The 16,226-nt window shown below is 48.4% G+C and carries 18 protein-coding genes; 8 read left to right on the top strand and 10 right to left on the bottom strand.

Annotated features, from left to right (window positions below; translation table 11 throughout):
* Nucleotides 1–5 precede the first annotated feature (5 nt).
* The 6 genes from argJ to ctaG all read right to left on the bottom strand — a co-directional run bounded on the left by argJ (nucleotide 6) and on the right by ctaG (nucleotide 4,845).
* Entirely contained in the window at nucleotides 6–1,241 is a 1,236-nt protein-coding gene (argJ, locus tag ABMB67_RS19085) for a bifunctional glutamate N-acetyltransferase/amino-acid acetyltransferase ArgJ (protein WP_251225258.1), read from the bottom strand.
* Between the two features lie 18 nt (nucleotides 1,242–1,259).
* On the bottom strand, nucleotides 1,260–2,297 hold the full coding sequence (gene argC, locus ABMB67_RS19080; protein ID WP_251225259.1) for an N-acetyl-gamma-glutamyl-phosphate reductase: 1,038 nt from the start codon (nucleotides 2,295–2,297) through the stop codon (nucleotides 1,260–1,262).
* Nucleotides 2,298–2,742: 445 nt separating this feature from the next.
* Nucleotides 2,743–3,054: a redoxin domain-containing protein gene (locus ABMB67_RS19075; RefSeq protein ID WP_285890651.1), complete on the bottom strand. Its 312-nt coding sequence runs from the start codon at nucleotides 3,052–3,054 to the stop codon at nucleotides 2,743–2,745.
* Between the two features lie 18 nt (nucleotides 3,055–3,072).
* The gene (locus ABMB67_RS19070; protein WP_354573036.1) at nucleotides 3,073–3,264 is read right to left on the bottom strand and encodes a hypothetical protein; all 192 of its coding nucleotides are present in this window, start codon (nucleotides 3,262–3,264) and stop codon (nucleotides 3,073–3,075) included.
* A gap of 36 nt (nucleotides 3,265–3,300) precedes the next feature.
* Nucleotides 3,301–3,900 carry an SCO family protein gene (locus ABMB67_RS19065; RefSeq protein WP_354573035.1) on the bottom strand — a complete coding sequence of 200 codons (600 nt, stop codon included), beginning with the start codon at nucleotides 3,898–3,900 and terminating at the stop codon, nucleotides 3,301–3,303.
* Between the two features lie 30 nt (nucleotides 3,901–3,930).
* Nucleotides 3,931–4,845: a cytochrome c oxidase assembly factor CtaG gene (ctaG, locus tag ABMB67_RS19060; RefSeq protein ID WP_354573034.1), complete on the bottom strand. Its 915-nt coding sequence runs from the start codon at nucleotides 4,843–4,845 to the stop codon at nucleotides 3,931–3,933.
* Between the two features lie 311 nt (nucleotides 4,846–5,156).
* Here ctaG and ABMB67_RS19055 point away from each other — a divergent pair, with 311 nt between their 5' ends.
* From ABMB67_RS19055 to ABMB67_RS19045, 3 genes are all read left to right on the top strand, one after another.
* The gene (locus ABMB67_RS19055; protein WP_354573033.1) at nucleotides 5,157–5,384 is read left to right on the top strand and encodes a DUF3813 domain-containing protein; all 228 of its coding nucleotides are present in this window, start codon (nucleotides 5,157–5,159) and stop codon (nucleotides 5,382–5,384) included.
* 410 nt (nucleotides 5,385–5,794) lie between these two features.
* Entirely contained in the window at nucleotides 5,795–6,250 is a 456-nt protein-coding gene (locus tag ABMB67_RS19050; protein WP_251223936.1) for a GNAT family N-acetyltransferase, read from the top strand.
* A 208-nt stretch (nucleotides 6,251–6,458) separates the two neighbouring features.
* A complete protein-coding gene (locus tag ABMB67_RS19045; protein ID WP_251223935.1) occupies nucleotides 6,459–7,058 on the top strand; it encodes a YkzI domain-containing protein in 600 nt (199 codons plus the stop codon).
* A gap of 163 nt (nucleotides 7,059–7,221) precedes the next feature.
* Here the strand turns inward: ABMB67_RS19045 and ABMB67_RS19040 are convergent, their stop codons facing one another.
* The gene (locus ABMB67_RS19040; RefSeq protein WP_251223934.1) at nucleotides 7,222–7,785 is read right to left on the bottom strand and encodes a helix-turn-helix domain-containing protein; all 564 of its coding nucleotides are present in this window, start codon (nucleotides 7,783–7,785) and stop codon (nucleotides 7,222–7,224) included.
* A 114-nt stretch (nucleotides 7,786–7,899) separates the two neighbouring features.
* Here ABMB67_RS19040 and ABMB67_RS19035 point away from each other — a divergent pair, with 114 nt between their 5' ends.
* From ABMB67_RS19035 to ABMB67_RS19015, 5 genes are all read left to right on the top strand, one after another.
* Nucleotides 7,900–8,607 carry an AzlC family ABC transporter permease gene (locus ABMB67_RS19035; RefSeq protein WP_354573032.1) on the top strand — a complete coding sequence of 236 codons (708 nt, stop codon included), beginning with the start codon at nucleotides 7,900–7,902 and terminating at the stop codon, nucleotides 8,605–8,607.
* Entirely contained in the window at nucleotides 8,604–8,909 is a 306-nt protein-coding gene (locus ABMB67_RS19030; protein WP_251223932.1) for an AzlD domain-containing protein, read from the top strand. The genes ABMB67_RS19035 and ABMB67_RS19030 overlap by 4 nt, the downstream gene beginning before the upstream one ends.
* A 469-nt stretch (nucleotides 8,910–9,378) precedes the next feature.
* Complete coding sequence (locus tag ABMB67_RS23475) at nucleotides 9,379–10,641, top strand: hypothetical protein (RefSeq protein ID WP_435528586.1); 1,263 nt, start codon at nucleotides 9,379–9,381, stop codon at nucleotides 10,639–10,641.
* Nucleotides 10,631–13,612 (top strand): DEAD/DEAH box helicase, encoded by a 2,982-nt coding sequence (locus ABMB67_RS19020; protein ID WP_354573031.1) that lies wholly within the window; start codon nucleotides 10,631–10,633, stop codon nucleotides 13,610–13,612. The genes ABMB67_RS23475 and ABMB67_RS19020 overlap by 11 nt, the downstream gene beginning before the upstream one ends.
* 16 nt (nucleotides 13,613–13,628) lie before the next feature.
* Nucleotides 13,629–13,814: a hypothetical protein gene (locus ABMB67_RS19015; protein ID WP_354573030.1), complete on the top strand. Its 186-nt coding sequence runs from the start codon at nucleotides 13,629–13,631 to the stop codon at nucleotides 13,812–13,814.
* A 123-nt stretch (nucleotides 13,815–13,937) separates the two neighbouring features.
* Here ABMB67_RS19015 and ABMB67_RS19010 read toward each other — a convergent pair whose 3' ends face one another.
* From ABMB67_RS19010 to ABMB67_RS19000, 3 genes are read right to left on the bottom strand one after another with little or no spacing between them, the layout of a single operon-like run.
* Nucleotides 13,938–14,426, bottom strand: a complete 489-nt coding sequence (locus tag ABMB67_RS19010) for a BsuPI-related putative proteinase inhibitor (RefSeq protein ID WP_354573029.1) — start codon at nucleotides 14,424–14,426, stop codon at nucleotides 13,938–13,940.
* 16 nt (nucleotides 14,427–14,442) lie between these two features.
* Entirely contained in the window at nucleotides 14,443–15,279 is an 837-nt protein-coding gene (locus tag ABMB67_RS19005; protein ID WP_251223927.1) for a YitT family protein, read from the bottom strand.
* Nucleotides 15,280–16,062 (bottom strand): alpha/beta fold hydrolase, encoded by a 783-nt coding sequence (locus ABMB67_RS19000; protein WP_354573028.1) that lies wholly within the window; start codon nucleotides 16,060–16,062, stop codon nucleotides 15,280–15,282. It lies immediately after the preceding gene.
* Nucleotides 16,063–16,226 lie beyond the last annotated feature (164 nt).

Below are 16,226 nucleotides of genomic sequence, written 5' to 3'. Positions count from 1 at the left end.
TTCGCTTAGGTTCGATAGCCGGCGTTAATCCGGACATAATCATATGTCAGATCACAGCCCCATGCTTTTCCGGTTCCAGTGCCGATGTGAAGATCGACGTTAATGAATACCGTCTCCTCTTCCTGCAAATACGCCGTTGCCGCTTCTTCTGAAAAGACGAGCGGCTGGCTATTCTGCAGCGTTTGGATTGGACCAATCGCAATGTCAATTGTTTCAGGGTTGATCTCACAGCCGCTGTAGCCAATCGCGCATATGATTCTTCCCCAGTTCGCATCAGCGCCATAGACAGCTGATTTCACAAGATCCGAACCGACGATTTTTTTGGCGATCTTTCCCGCCTCTTCATCGTTCAGCGCTCCGTTCACCTGGACTTCAATCAGCTTTGTCGCTCCTTCTCCGTCTCTCGCAATTTTCTTCGCCAGTGACTCACATGTTTGTTTCAAAGCTTGATAGAAAGCCAGCCAATCAGGATGCTCCGGCGTCAGCGTCTCGTGTCCGGCCAGACCCGAGGCCATGACGACGACCATGTCATTTGTCGAGGTGTCTCCATCAACTGTAATTCGATTAAATGTCTTATTCGTGATCTGTGAGAGCGCCTGCTGCAGTACCGGCGGTTCAATGACAGCATCGGTCGTGATGAATGAGAGCATCGTCGCCATATTCGGATTAATCATGCCCGAGCCTTTGGCGACTCCCCCTATGGAAACGACTTTCCCATTTACGGTTGTCTGGAAACACGTTTTTTTGTTCATTGTATCAGTTGTCAAAATCGCCTGGTTAAACGCCTCTGCTCCTTCAAGGGAAGCTTCCGGCTTCAGCTGTTCAATTCCGGGCAACACTTTATCCATTGGCATATACTCGCCAATTACCCCCGTCGATGTCACTGCAACATAATGTTCAGGAACGTGAAAGTGGGCGGCGCTTGCTTTCCGCATCTCATAAGCGTCTTTTACACCGCGTTCCCCTGTGCAGGCATTGGCGTTCCCGCTGTTGACGACAATCGCCTGCAGCTTGCCTTCTTTCATAATGCTTTCCTTCGTTACCTGCAACGGTGCTGCCTGGATTCGATTGCATGTATAAACAGCCGCCGAGCTTGCCGGTACGTCACAATAGATCGCGCCAAGATCGAGGCGTTTTCTCTTTACTCCTGTATATACTCCGTTCGCGTGGAATCCTTTTGGTGTAATAATACTGCCACTTTCAACTTCGATCATTTCTGGTGCGTTAGCAATTCCCTTCATTTGTGTACCACCTCTCCATTATGGATACATCGGCACGAGTGTTAACCCTGCTTCCTCATCGAATCCATTCATCACGTTTAAATTTTGTATCGCCTGACCAGAAGCACCCTTTACGACATTATCAATGACGGATACGACCGTAATCCGTCCTGTTCGCTCATCGTACGTCACGCCAATATCGCAATAGTTGCTTCCATATACTTCCTTCGTCGCCGGATAGCTGCCTTGCTTGCGAATTCGGACAAACGGCTCCTTTTCATAAGACGTTTGATAAAGCTCTCGCAGCTCTTGTTCCCGGATTTCCTTCTTTGCTGTCATATAAATCGTTGCCATAATTCCTCTGACCATCGGGACGAGATGAGGCTGAAACGTCACCGCCGCCACTTCTTCGTTCCAATCGTTGAGCTGCTGCTCGATTTCCGGAATATGTTTATGCTGATTAATTTGATAGATTTTGAAATTCTCATTCATCTCACTAAAGTGAGTGATCGCAGATGGGGTTCGCCCCGCTCCTGACGTTCCTGATTTCGCATCAATAATGATCGAATCAGGCCGAACCAACCCTTCCTGAATCAACGGTGCCAGCCCGAGTAACGTCGCGGTAGGATAGCAACCCGGGTTCGCGATCAGCTTTGCCGCGCGGATTTCCTCACGCCTCCACTCTGTCAGCCCATATACAGCCTGGTCGATGATCGACTTCGCCGCAGCCTCACGCTTATACCATGCTTTGTACTGCTCGGGACTGCGCAAGCGCAAATCACCTGACAGGTCAATCACCTGACAGCCTGATTCAACAATCGTTTGCGACCATTCCGCTGATACGCCCGGCGGCGTCGCCAGAAAGACTGCCTCTACTTCATTTTTCAGCGTATCTGGATCAATCGGCTTTAAATCCTGCTCATAGATCGCTGTAAGATGTGGATAAGATTCATTAATATTCATTCCTTCTTTCGAGGACGTATAGAGCACGACCTCTTCAATGTGAGGGTGGTTTTTGAGCATCCGCAGCAGCTCCGCGCCACCATATCCTGTTGCGCCAATAATCCCTACTCGCATTTTCTCTCTCCCCGTTCCGTCTCGCTCTCGTTTTTTGATCTTGGTACTCATTATATATATGTATAAAAATTAATTCAACTGTATTTTTATTTTATTTCAAATAACTTAAAAAAATCATAAACCGATTTACGTTCATGGATGTTCTCTTTTTTGTTAGAGCCGTACAAGCAAGAAAAGGGAGGGTGGGACAAAAGTATGTTACCTACATGACTATCCGAACAAATGAAAAAGAGGGTAAACCACCGTTCAGAAATATAACTCCGCCACGATCTTTTAAAGCCCGTTGTGAGAAACCCACTCACAACGGGCTTGTGGCGTATGAAGCCATTGCCAGTAGGTCCAAAGCTAGTTTTGTCTCAAGCTCTTTCTAAATTCCCCTCCCCAAAAAAAGCAGCGGACCGCTCTGCTCAAATCGCTCAGAACGGCCCGCCGCTTTTATTCATTATTATTCATTCAGTTGATCATAAATAAGCTGAGCGGTCTCTTCAATCTGCTCACCCCAATGATCATTAATATGATGAAATAGATACTCCCCATTCTCGTCAAGGATGCTGACGCCACGATAGGACATCTGATGCTCCTCATCTTTCATATGAACATAGTCAAGCACCGAAAGCGATTCATCCGATAGAAACGAATAAGTGAATTCGCCCGCTTCCTTTAGCGCCATAGAGTTACTTGGGGTATCCGCACTTATGGCATAAAGATCGGCATCGAGATCCTCAAATAAAGCTAAGTTTTCTTGCAGCTGAACCAGCTGCTGCTGACAAAGTCCTCAGCCAACTTCAGTAAAATGAAAGAGAATCGTCGCCCGGTCCTTGTTGGACAGCGTTACCTCTTCCCCTTGTTCATTCACCAAGGTCAAATCTCCAGCCTGCTCTTCCTCCGTGCCACAGGCCACAAGCACCGTCATCATCGCAAACAGCGCGAGAAAACCGTTCATCGTTTTCATTCTCCATTTTTTCATTCCATTCACCCCCTCTTCATTCATATTTATTCATTTTTATTCGTATTGAACCGTATCCATTAGATCATCGATAATCGGCTCCTGATCCGTTTGCAATCCATCATACTTCCGAATGACGTTTCCTTCCGGATCAATCAGAAAGAAAGCTGTTGTATGACCAATATCACCGTCATCTAACGGCTGAACAGGTGAAGCGAACGCCGTCATCGACAGTTCGGTGATTTCTTCAACTTCATAGCCTGTGAGGAACTTCCACGTCTCCCCGTTGGCCCCGACATTTGTCGCATACGACTTCAGCAGCTCCGGCGTATCACGCTCCGGATCCACAGTAAAGGAGATATAGCCCATCTCGATTCCCTCCTCCTGCATCGCAGTCTGGAGGTTGCGCATATTCGGTGTCATCGTCGGACAAACCGATGGACAATGAGTAAAAATCAAATTTGCCAGCCAATACTGTCCCGTCAGCTGTTCTGTCCCGTAAGGCTCCCCGTCCTGATCGACAAAGTTAAATTCAGGCACGGCCAATCCGGCTTCGGCTATATCGAAGTCAGATGAACCGCCGCCACCAAGTTCATACATCCACCCACAACCGCTCAACACCACTACCAGACCCACGAACAGAAGTAATCGTTTCATCTCTCATATCCTCTCTTTGTATATCTTTATTTAAGGCTTTACAACCGGAACATCACTAATCGTCAGTTCGCCATCCTGCTGTTTTTCTTTGGAAAGCCACTGCTTAAACACATAACCGATTGTAAATCCGTACATCAGCTCCTGGGCGATTTTCATAAACACGCCGGCAAGCTGCTGGTCCATCCGCGGCTCAAGAAAGCGAAATGAGTCCGGCCCGGCAAAAACGTTAAGCGGCACCTCGGCACCAGCAGGCAGACAAAAAGCCATGACACTGGCCCAAATAGATGGATCGATGTACGTTTGATAAAGCGGCGCAGGGGCAAAAATAATTAAGGCACAGGCCGGCGTTATCAAAATACCATTCGCAAAAATATAACCGATCCGGCGCAAATCAGACAACGGAAACATATTCGGAAGCGGGGCAATCATATGCCACCACATGAGCGCCGCCGATAAAAACAGCCCGTACTCATAAAAGCTGTGCAAAATGGTGTTCTGCATCAATGTGTCGAACATAAACGGGACATGATACAAGGAAAACAACCCATTAAAGAGAAACAACGCGACGATCGGACTCCACACAAAGCGGGCAATTTGCTCGGTGGCCGGTGTTCTCCACCGTTCGATCAACGTCCGAAACATCCAGGACGGAATCCCCAATAAAAAAAGCGGGACAGCGACAAAGTAAGCAAGAACCATTTGTGCCATATGAAAGCTGATCATAATATGACCGGCAATATAAAGCGGACTGCCCCAGCCAAGATAGAGTGCGACTAAAGCCGAAACAAAATAGAAGCGCTGCTTCAGCGGTACGCGCTCACCGAGCGTAAAGGAGCGCCAACGGCTGATCAATAGAAAATAAAGAATGCCTATAGCAAACAGCGGAATGAACAATTCTGGTGTCCAAAGCGCGCGAAAACTAAACGTCTCAAACAGTATTTCCATTTCTAAAACCTCCTTTTATGGAGAATAAACAGGGAAGCCCGTCAATCTTCGCTGCTATCATACCATAGATACTGTATAAAAGTTTTGAACGAATCCTAACAATTTTATACATGCCCGGCTTGCTTCTTCCATGAATGCTTTCGTTCATCCGGGGAATGTTAAATGGGAACATGTCAAAAAGGAGCGATAATAATGAGCAAACGATCACGATCAAAACGGGCCATTCAACAGGGTAAAGACGCCGTCCAGCCCGCTAATGAAACAGAGGGCAAGCAGTCTCATCAAAACGAACGCAAAGGAGGGCCGCGTTAATGGGGAACCACCTTTACCAGGAAGCGCGTGAAGCCGTCGCCCGGGCTGAGCTTCTCGCGCTGGCCGCCGAAACCGACATCCAGCGGGAAGCGGTTCAAAAGGAATATAGTCGCGCGAAGCAGGCTCTTTCCTCCGCATTCGCTAATTCAACACCGGCTGAACAGGAGCAGCTGGCGAGCCTCCAGGAACAACTCCATCAGTTTGGAGATATTGAACAAAGCGAGTGACTGTCTTGGGGCGTAAAACGCGTGGACAAAAAATGGCAATGGCTTCACTCGCATGCTCATGGCTTAGGGGCTTGGCAAAAGTCGAAGTTGAGAAGAAAAAACATGGCAATGGCTCCGTTCTGCGCAAATCCCTTACCGAAGAAACCCGCTTCGGTAAGGGCCACTAAAAAACTTCCTTTTTTGTAATTCGAAGAAGAGTAATGGCTCCGCACGTTGCTTCGAGAAGCCCACTCGTAGCAAGGCTTTCAAAATCAGGCAACGGCTACGCTCATTACGAAAAGGCTGCTGAAAAAGTGAAAATCGTACTTTTTCAGCAGCCTCTTAAATTCTACTACTCTCTCTCTTCCTTTTATGTTACGCTAACAGGAGAGCTTATTTCGGATGTTCTTTTTATAGGAGGAAAAGAGAGAATGGTAAAGGTGTATAAGGTCGAGAGTGGAGCAGGCGCTCACCTTCAGGAACGTGTGGCGGACTTACTTATGGGACAAATGGAGGCACTCGGCCCAAAGGATGCCTATTCACAACTTTTAACAACAATTGAGCTGGCATTGGCGCCCCATTCCCAGGCTCATATTTTCGTAGCGGAAAAAGAGGACACACTTGTCGGTGCCGCCTTTTTTAATGTCGGGCTGAGCATTGACAAAGGTGGCCATTATATTTGGCTGAACGATCTTTATGTCGATAAACAGCACCGCAATCAAGGGATTGCAAAGAAGCTGCTGCTTCATGTTATTTACTGGGCTGAACAACAAAAGATCAAGGGCATCGAGCTTGAAACCGGGATTAACAATGAAGCGACAAAAGCGCTCTACAACTCGCTCGGTTTTTACGACATTATTTCAAAGCGGTACGGATTTCGCTTTTAGGGGAAGCCGCCGGCAGCCTATATAAAATTGGAATAAGCGATCTGCGGGGACAAATGCCTGCGATCGCTTTTTTCTTGTCCTTCTTTTCAGCTCCCGCCCATTTCGCCGTAAACTGGGCATTTTGCTTCTTTTTTTTTCCTTTTCAACATATGATATAGCAACCTAATCAGCTAAGACATGAGGGAGTTAAAGGAGCGTGCATAAAATCATGAGAGATTCGTTTGTTGATGTGGAGTTTTCTGAGGTTTACATTGAGCTGAGCAAACAAGCCTTGCACCAATTTATCAAACGGATGATGAGTCAACATTATTCACTCTTCTGGCGCTATGATGCGAAAACCATTTATCTCATGATTGAGCTTAATGAGTCGATCCACGAACTCCCTTTTGTGCGAAATAGCGATTTCCTCACTCTTTCTGCTGATTGCCTTCACATTTATGATGATACTCTGGCCAACGCCCTCGAAAAGTTATTGCAACATGAAAAAGGCAATGGCATCGTCAAACGGGCAACAGAGGGTCCCCTCTATATTACGTCATACCAAGCCGGCGACATTGAATCTATGATTGAAATTGATGGGAGTGAAAAAGTCATGATGAACCGAAATGGATCCCTGATTCAGTACAAGGATGATGACAAGTCACTTGAACCGAAAACGTTAATTAATATGATGAACCTGGAGATTGATTATGTATTGATGGAACTGCATGAAGCGATACTCGAGTCGGATCAATGGCAAATTGATTCCCATAAGAAAAAACTGAAAAAACTGCTGTCGCGACGTGAACAGGTAGAACAGCTGCTTTAGTCGTCTTCTGGTTACTTCACTTATTTTTGCCGGATTTGCAAAAGGAGATTGTCTCAAACAAGAAGCCCGCCGTGCTCTTTTTTGAGACAGTCCCGAAGCAAAGGCTCCGTCCTCCACCTCGCACGCAGGACGGAGCCTCTGCCTTTCCTTGTTTGCCTGGCAATCAGGCCGGATAAAAAATCACCAGCGTCAGCTCGCAATCCTCTTCCTCGCTTTCGTTACAATAGTCATGCTCTTCATCCGCGACAAAGTGAATGCCATCACCCTCGTTCAGCTGATAACGCTCCCCTCTCACCTCAAGCGACAGGCTTCCTTTTTGAACAACGATATATTCCTCAACGCCGTCCCGATGTGCTTCGGCACCGTACGTCGCCCCGGGCTTCAGGCTGACTGTAAACAGCTCAAATGGCTTCCGGTCCTCTTTCGGAAAGATCGGATAAACGTTAAAATGGCCATCCTGTTCGGTAATCGGCTCCACGTCATCAGCGCGAACGATTTTCACAGACGGCTGTTGTTCTTCAAGAAAAGCCGTAAATGAAACATTTAATCCGTTCGCGATCTTCCAGAGCGTACTTACAGTCGGGTTTGATTCCCCCCTTTCAATTTGGCCAAGCATCGGTTTACTGACCTGACAATGCTGAGCCAATGTATCGAGGCTCCATCCCCGTTGCTGACGCATGTTCTTGAGGCGCTTTCCGATCAGAAAAGATAGCTGTTCTTTATCCATAAAATTTCTCCTTGTTAAAATGTATAACATAACATACAATCATATTATATAACGTACAACGATCGATGATCTAGCTTAAATTGTAGCACGCTTTTAGGAGGATTGAACGAAAAGATGGAAAGTATCACGCTTGAAAAACAAAAAACTCCGTTTACCCAAGGGCTTCTGGCAGGATCAAGCATTGCCATCGGCTATATTCCTGCCGCCCTGACATTCGGTTTGCTCGCCAAAAGCACCGGCCTCGCTTTTTGGGAAACGCTTGCGATGAGCTTGTTTGTCTATGCAGGCGCTGCCCAATACATGGCCTTAAACTTACTGGCGATCGGGACGGGCGCTTTTGAAATCATTTTTACAACTTTTATCGTCAACATCCGCCATCTGTTAATGAGCGCCTCTGTCCGAGAACGAGTCGAGGAGGACCGGCCGCTTATTAAGGCGCTTTATTCGTTTGGCATTACAGATGAAGTGTTCGCAGTCACGACGACGCAGGAAGGAACGGTCAAAACCGGCTTTGTCATCGGTGTCTCGCTGATTGCTTACGCCAGTTGGACCGTCCATTCCGCCGTCGGCTATGTAGTCGGCGCGATTCTTCCGGCCTCCCTGCAGCAAAGCATGAGCATAGCCCTTTACGCGATGTTCATTGCCCTGCTCGTTCCTTCATTAAAAAAGCAGCGGAAAATCGTCGTTTTGGCCGCCAGCGCCGCTCTGTTCAACAGCATTTTTTCCCTCTTCCTGCCAAGCGGCTGGTCGATTATCGCCGCGACGCTGCTTTCGGCAGCCGGAATCGAGTGGGTAGCCGGTAAAGGAGGGAGACAGCAATGAGCACGACGATGCTGATGATTATCGCCGGGATGGCCCTCGTCACCTATATTCCACGGATGCTCCCGCTCGTCTTTCTAAACGTCGAAAGCATTCCGCCGTGGCTGCAGGCAACCTTGCGCAATGTTCCTTACGCTGCACTAGGAGCGCTGATCTTTCCCGGTATTTTCTATATTCACGATAACATCTGGTACGGCATTATCGGCGGCGCCTCAGCTTTTGTCATCGCTTATTTAGGTGCCAATTTAATCATCGTCGTCATGAGCAGTATCGGCATTTTGATGCTGTTGACGATGGTGCTATAACGCATTCCGAAGTTGTACCGTCTCACTCGCCACAAGCCCGTTGTGAGAAACTGCTGAAAAAGTTCGATTTTCACTTTTTCAGCAGTTTTTTCGTAATGAGCGTAGCCGTTGCCTGATTTTGAAAGCCTTGCTACGAGTAGGTTTCTCCAAGAAAGGCGTGCAACGTGCGGAGCCATTACTCTTCTTCGAGTTACGAAAAAGTACGATTTTCACTTTTTCAGCAACCTCTCCATAACGGGCTTTATCAAAAACGTGACGGTTCCCCTTCCCTACATCGCTATAAAACATTCCCATTAGGCTTTAACCCGCTTACTTTCGGCGAAATTCCGCCCCCCTTATGATTTCTTTTCACCCCTATTTCTTTGCATCCTTGTTAATTTCTTTTCCCAGGGTCACCATCCCTTTCTTTCTGGCGTTGAAAAAGATACAATGAAAGAATGGAAATTTTTCTTAAGTAGGTGAGCGGGATATGGAGCAATCATTGTTTAAAGGCGAAGCAGGTGCCTTCGCGGCGATTGAGCAGGATATTATTCATACATATAAACTGATCACGTCCTCGCGCTATATAACGAATCGGCACCTGGAACAAATTTCAGCTGACGCTAAAAAACGGCTCTCCCACGTTGAGAGCGAGGATGACTGGCTCTATCTGTTAACTTATATGCGTGGCATTTATACATTAGCTGAGCGCGCCGCAACATACGAGGAATACGAACGGCGTTTTCACTATTTCTTTCAGGCGATGTCCGATGAGCTTCTCGCCGGCCGGGAGAAAATGCAGCTTACAGGGGCCTTTCGTCCTTTCCTTGAACAGCTGCTCTTTCTCGTCGTCTATCACGCTGAAGAAGCGGAAGCACCATGGCCTCCGCTGCTGTTTCAGCTGCTAAAAAACATGGAAGCATCCTATATCGAGCCGATCTTTACGTTTTTATCCGAATCCGTTGACCGCTCGCGCTGTTCGCGTCCGCTCAGCTTGGCATACAGCTATGCCGCACTCCTTGCCGGAGATGAAAAAGCGGCGCTGTCGATTTTGCGCGCGCAGCGTCATCCTTATTTAGATCAGGAATTAAGAAGCCATTTCAAGCTGTTGAAGCAGCGTTCAAAATGGCAGACGATGAAAGAATGGGTCGATGCTTTATTTCCTCATAAACATCAGGGGACATTCGGCTCACTCCAGCCTTTTATCGATGAAATGAAAACGACTCTTCCTGCTAATAAGAAAGAGTTTGATGCCGTCTGGAACCGTTGGCTCCTGTCGCCAAGCTACCAGCGCTTTCTGACATTCAGCAAGCATTATCGGGATGATGAGCTGGAAGAACTGCTTAACCGTTTGTTGCCCGAGCTGAAACGGAGACTGCATCAGGTCGAAGCGGCGAAAACATTCGAAAAGCTCCTTCTGACAACGAAGAGATATGCACTCGCTGCTGATTATTTTTTAAAGCATGAACGCGATCCGTTGCGGATGCGGCCGGAAAAGGTTGAGCTGCTTGAAGCGCTGCGCCGTGATGCTCCGGCCTATGCAAAGCCGGTTTATCATCAGCTCGTCATCCGTCTGATCGAAAAGAAATCACGCCTTCATTATGAACAGGCGGCCGTCCTGCTTAAAGAGTTGAAGGGCATTTACGAGCAGGACGAAACCCTTTTTCGATTTGCTGATTACTTGACGAAATTAAAGAAAATGTATCGCACGTATCGTGCGTTTATCGAGGAGTTGAAACGCATTGGCCTCTAATCTTATCGTCCATGGCGGCTGGCTTGATCAATCCTTTTTCATCTGGGGTGAGGAACCACCACGTTCCCGCTTTGATCAAGTCGTTAATTTTCAATATCCTTTTATGTATCCACCCTTTGAATTGAAGCTTACCCTTTTTCGCTATGACCAGGCTTCTTTTTTCGGGACGTTTATCGAGAATGAAAAAGCGGTGATTGATGTTCCGCTCGATTCGCGCAGCTACAGCTCGTTAGCCGGAACGATCACTGTCTATCAGGCGCAGGAACAGATGACCCACTATTCCTTCCCGATCGAAGGGCTTATCTTTCCGGTTGAAGGCCTCGTTGCGCATTTGGCGACATTTTCAAGCTGGTATGACGACGAGGACATTGAGCTGGCGCCTGACTTAAAAAGCTGGCTCGCCATTTTTGCGGCGATTCAGACAGAAATTATCAATGGCGCATTTACACCGGCAGCATCCGGACAATGGACGCTATCCTCCTTTCCTTTTGATGAATGGTTTGAGAGCCTGCCCTTGTCAGCACGCTCGATTCGACCGAACACGTCATTTATTCAAAAAGGAGGGCATGCGCCACTATCAGTCGATTCCTTCCGGCAGCTTGTCACAGCGGTCGCTGATGAGATGATCCGCTCCTTCTTTCATGAAGAGGAAGTTCGTCACGCCTATCAGTCTTGGGTGCAAACGGTTGAGCCGAAATGGCGGACAGCGGTGGCTCACCTTACGCAAAGAGGAAAAATCGACAGTCCACTTTCCAGTGAAGTCTTTCAACAGGAAATCGGCGCTTTGCAGGCCAGGCCATTTCGTTCCGGTCTTGTTCTGAAAGAGCCCGCTACCTCTACTGGAATGTGGCAGCTCTCCCTGTGCATGGTTGACAGAAAGCATCCATCGCTTTTGGTCGACATGGAGCAGCTCCAGCTCGGGGAACATCCGTGGAGAGAAAATCCGATCGCTCAATTAAAACAGGACTTAAAAAAAGCCCAAACCCAATTGCCGCTACTCAAGGAGCTTCGATTGTCGTCCCCGGTTCTTTCGTTAACGGCCGAGCAGGCATATGAGCTGTTTACCGAGCAGGATGAACAGCTTAGCGCCAGCGGCTTTCATCTCATTGTGCCGAAATGGATGACCACGAAGAAAAAACCGAAAGTCAAGCTGGCGGTGACTCATCCACTTAACCGCGAGGCGAAAAGCGAGCCGCTGCTCGATTGGCAAAGTGTTGCTTCGTTCACTTATGAGCTGGCGATTGGCGATCAGGCAATTAGTCCGCAGGAATTCCATGAATTCGTTGATGGTCAGCGGCCCTTTCTTTACGCCAATGGAGAATGGATCGCCTGGGACCGCTCCTTAGCTGAGCAGCTGCGCACTTATTTGCAGCGGATTGAAGAGGAAGCGTCCTTTTTGGAAGCATGGCGGGATGACCAGCTGGCCGAAGAAGAAAGCGAATCGTTTGAGCTTGATATTTCTTGGGGGAATCAGCTGACATCGGCGCTGAAGGAGCTGTATTCGGCTACACCTTCTTTAATTGATCTACCGGAGCAGTTTACCGGGGAACTCCGTCCTTATCAGCACGAAGGCGTTTCATGGCTCGCTCATTTGCGACGCACCGGCTTTGGCGGCTGCCTTGCCGATGATATGGGACTTGGAAAGTCGATTCAAACGATTGTCTACATTCTTTATGTTCTTGAGGAGCAGCGCAAAGCGCAGCAGGAAGAAAAACCTTTTTTACTCATTTGCCCTACTTCTCTTCTCTATAACTGGGTTCAGGAATGTAAGCAGTTTGCTCCTACTCTCCGGCTGTTCGTCCATCACGGCAAAACGAGGCTCACAGAGGAACAATGCCGGCAGGCCGGCAGCTGGGATCTCGTGCTGACTTCCTATCAGCTGGCCGTACGCGATCATGAGCTACTGCACGGCATTTCCTGGAATGGGCTGATTTTAGATGAAGCTCAGCACATTAAAAATGTCGATACGAAACAGCGGCGCGTCATCAAGGAGATTAAAGCGACCCATCGCATTGCGCTGACCGGCACCCCGATTGAAAACCGGCTGCGCGAACTGTGGTCACTGCTTGATGTGTTAAATCCAGGCTACCTCGGCACGTATCAGGATTTCCAGGCTTCCTTTATGCGGCCGATTGAAAAAGAGCAGGACGAGGCACAGCTCGCCAAGCTGCAAAAGCTGATCCATCCGCTTATCCTCAGACGAAAGAAATCGGACGAAGCCTTGCAGCTTGGACTGCCTGAGAAAAAAGAGCATATTCACCGCGTCCATCTTTCGGTTGAGCAAGCGGCGCTTTACCAGGCAGTCGTCGACGATATCGTCGGGAAGCTGGATGAAGTCAGCGCTCTCGAGCGGCGGGCCTTAATTTTGCGCAGCTTAACGAAGCTCAAGCAAATTTGCAACCACCCGGCTCACTTTTTAAAGGAGACGACGCTCCGGGATCATCAGTCAGGAAAGTGGCAAACATTGCTCGAGCTGACCGATCAGATGGTCGAACGCCGGCAAAAGGTGCTGCTGTTTTCGCAATACAAAGAAATGGGTATGCTAATGACGGAAGCTCTTGAGGAGCGCTACAAGGAAACGGTTCCTTTTTTGCACGGCAGCTTGACGCGGGCAAAGCGTCAGCAGGCGATCGAACGTTTCCAATCAGACAATGACTGTCATTTCTTCGTTCTCTCGCTCAAGGCCGGAGGAGTCGGGTTGAACTTAACAGCCGCTACCCATGTCATTCACTATGACCGCTGGTGGAATCCGGCTGTCGAGAATCAGGCGACAGACAGAGCTTACCGGATCGGGCAAACGAAGGATGTCACCGTTCATAAGCTGATGACAGTCGGCACGCTTGAGGAACGGATTGACCGGATGCTGACACAAAAGCAGGCCTTGGCCGATCATATTCTCGCCGCAGGTGAACAGCCGATTACCGAATTGACGAACGAAGAAATCATCGATCTGATCCAATTGACTCGCTAACAGAAAGGAGGTTACTATGAAAAAGCTTGAAGAACCTTTCTTCACCTACTGGTACGGGGAATCTTCCGCCCCGGAACGTGGGAAAGCAGACCGATCCTCAGAGGAAACGAAGCAGGAAGACAATGAGTACACCCGGCTGAAGAAGAAAATCCAGCAGGAAGCAATCAAAAGATGGAAGAAGCAGGACAAAGCTGATTCGTGATAGGAGCGGCTACACGTACTCCTTTGCCGTTGCTGAAGCCGTCTCAAAAGGAAAGCCCGTCCTTTTGAGACGGTTTTTTTTATTTTTCTCCCGATAACAAATTTACTCAAATGAAACGGTGTATTACTCCACCTCAACCTTCACTTCCTGTCGAAAAACTTCGCCTTCTGGCAGCGGCTCATTGTCAACCGCTGCGACCAGCAGTTCTGCTTCCAGCGTATAGGTTCCGGTGGGAAGCTCTGCTGTGTTAATTTGCTCGCGGAAGGTCTTTTTTTCATTCGGGGAAAATTCCTCATACGTGATCGCCATCATGAAGACGCGATCATCAGAAAAGCGGTAGACCTCGTTTCCGTGCGCGTCACGCAAAATCAATTCATAGCGCTGGCCGGAGGAGAAGGCGAGAGTATGATCGCTTTCATCCTCGTTTACGACCTGCAGTTCGACTTGAATAGTCTCCCCTGCCTGATTCGTCTGAAGCTCCATAAGCCAGTTGGCAGGCATTGCCTCTTCACCTCGCTTTTCGTCTGCTGTTTCGCTTTCCTCAATGGCCCTATGTTCCCCGAGTCCGCAAGCTGTCAGCACGAGCAGCAGCATAATCAGCCATGTTTTCACCTGCTCCCCGCCTCCTTTACTCCTTGCGGAACAAACCGAAAATCCCGGCTGTTTCGACAATATTCGTAAAGGCTTGCGGATCGACTTCCTGAAGGACATGTTTCAGCTCGTATAATTCATAACGGGTAATGACAATCATCAACATTTCTTTATCATCAGCCATAAAGCCACCCTTCGCCGGAAGTCTTGTCAGGCCCCGCGTCAGCCGGTCGTGGATCGCTTTTTTAAGCTCCTCCGCTTTCGTCGTGACGATCATGGCCGTCAGCTTCACATGACGCGTATGAATCGCATCAATGACCCTTGATGTTACATATAAGGTGACAAGCGTGTAAAGGGCTTTCTCCGGATTAAATAAAAACCCCGAAGTGATGACGATGAACCCGTTGATCACAAAGAAATAAATCCCTACCGGCCGGTCGCTCACCCTTGATAAAATCAAGGCGATAATATCGACCCCGCCTGATGAAGCCCCCCATTTCAGCGTGATCCCGGCTCCGATTGCCGCGATCACCCCGCCAAAGACAGCATTTAACAGAATATCCGGCGAAAATTCATAAACCGGTAAGAGCTCGAGAAACAATGTCGTCAGTGCGACATTAATAAAGCTGTAGAGCGTAAAGCTTTTCCCGATCTTCAGCCAGCCGACAATCGCGACAGGAATATTCAGGACAAATAACAAGATCCCCGTCGAAACAGGCAGCACCGAAGCCAACAGCTGAGCAATCCCTGTAAAGCCGCTGGCAAATACGTTTGCCGGAATGAGAAAAAAGTTAAGGGACGCTGCTAAAAAGAGCGCACCGATCGTCACAATAATCAGCTTCTGAATTTCTTGCATCCATTGAATTGACTTCATTTATGACGATACCTTTCTGCCGAGAAGATGCTCTTCGCACCAGCTGACCGATTTAAGTACGGCTGTTCTCGTAACCTTATGAGGCGTATTCGCCTCGGCGGAAAAATGAAGATGATCGGGCTTGTCCTGATAGCTCGCTGCGATGGTCTCGTGCAGCTTTTCAGAAAAAGGAAACGGGATAACCTGGTCTTCCGTCCCGTGCCAGATGAACAATGGACGACCCGCCAGCTTATCAAGCTGCTGCGACAGATCAAAAGGACGTATTTGTGAAAGCACCCGCTGCTTTAACTCTGTGTCAAGCAGTTCCCCATCCTGCTCAAGCATCGCGATCTGCGCTTTCGCATATGTCTCATAATAAGCGGTGCCCATGAAAGAAACGGCGGTCTGAATCCATGGATAGGCGGCGAGCGCGCCATACATTGTAATCGCCCCCATTGATGTTCCGATCACGCCGAGACGATTTGCATCGACGCTTCCTTCAGCCACTAAAGCGTCCTTCATCTGCTCAAGCTCCTTAATCGAGGTCAGCACAATCTCCCAAAAGGCGAGATCCCGCTCCCTTCCGAAAAGACGCCCCTCTCTTTCTCCATGATGGAGCGCGTCAGGAAGTAAGACACGAAAGCCCTTTTCAGCCAGAAGATAGGCGACATGAAGATTGTGTTCTTTCGCGCTTGTGTAGCCGTGCAAAAAGAAAACAGCCGGCGCCCCCTGGTCTTCCAATTCAGCTTTCACGACGTCGAGCACCGGAATATGTGCTATATTTCTATTGCGAATAATAACCATTCTATCCACTCCATCCTTCCAGTCTTTTTCCTTATTATAGCATTCCCATAATCGGATTACATACTTCGCCGAAATCATAAAGAGCCCGAGACAAAAGGTTCTGATTCTCCCCTTTCGTCCCGGGCTTAAGCAGCGATGGAAAACGTCATCCGGAACAAAGCCTT

It is taken from the genome of Halalkalibacter oceani (assembly GCF_040544555.1).
In the GTDB taxonomy this organism is placed as follows: Bacteria; Bacillota; Bacilli; order Bacillales; family Bacillaceae_D; genus Halalkalibacter; species Halalkalibacter oceani.
Note: the sequence above shows the minus strand (reverse complement) of the source record. Positions and strands in the feature narration are given on the sequence as shown.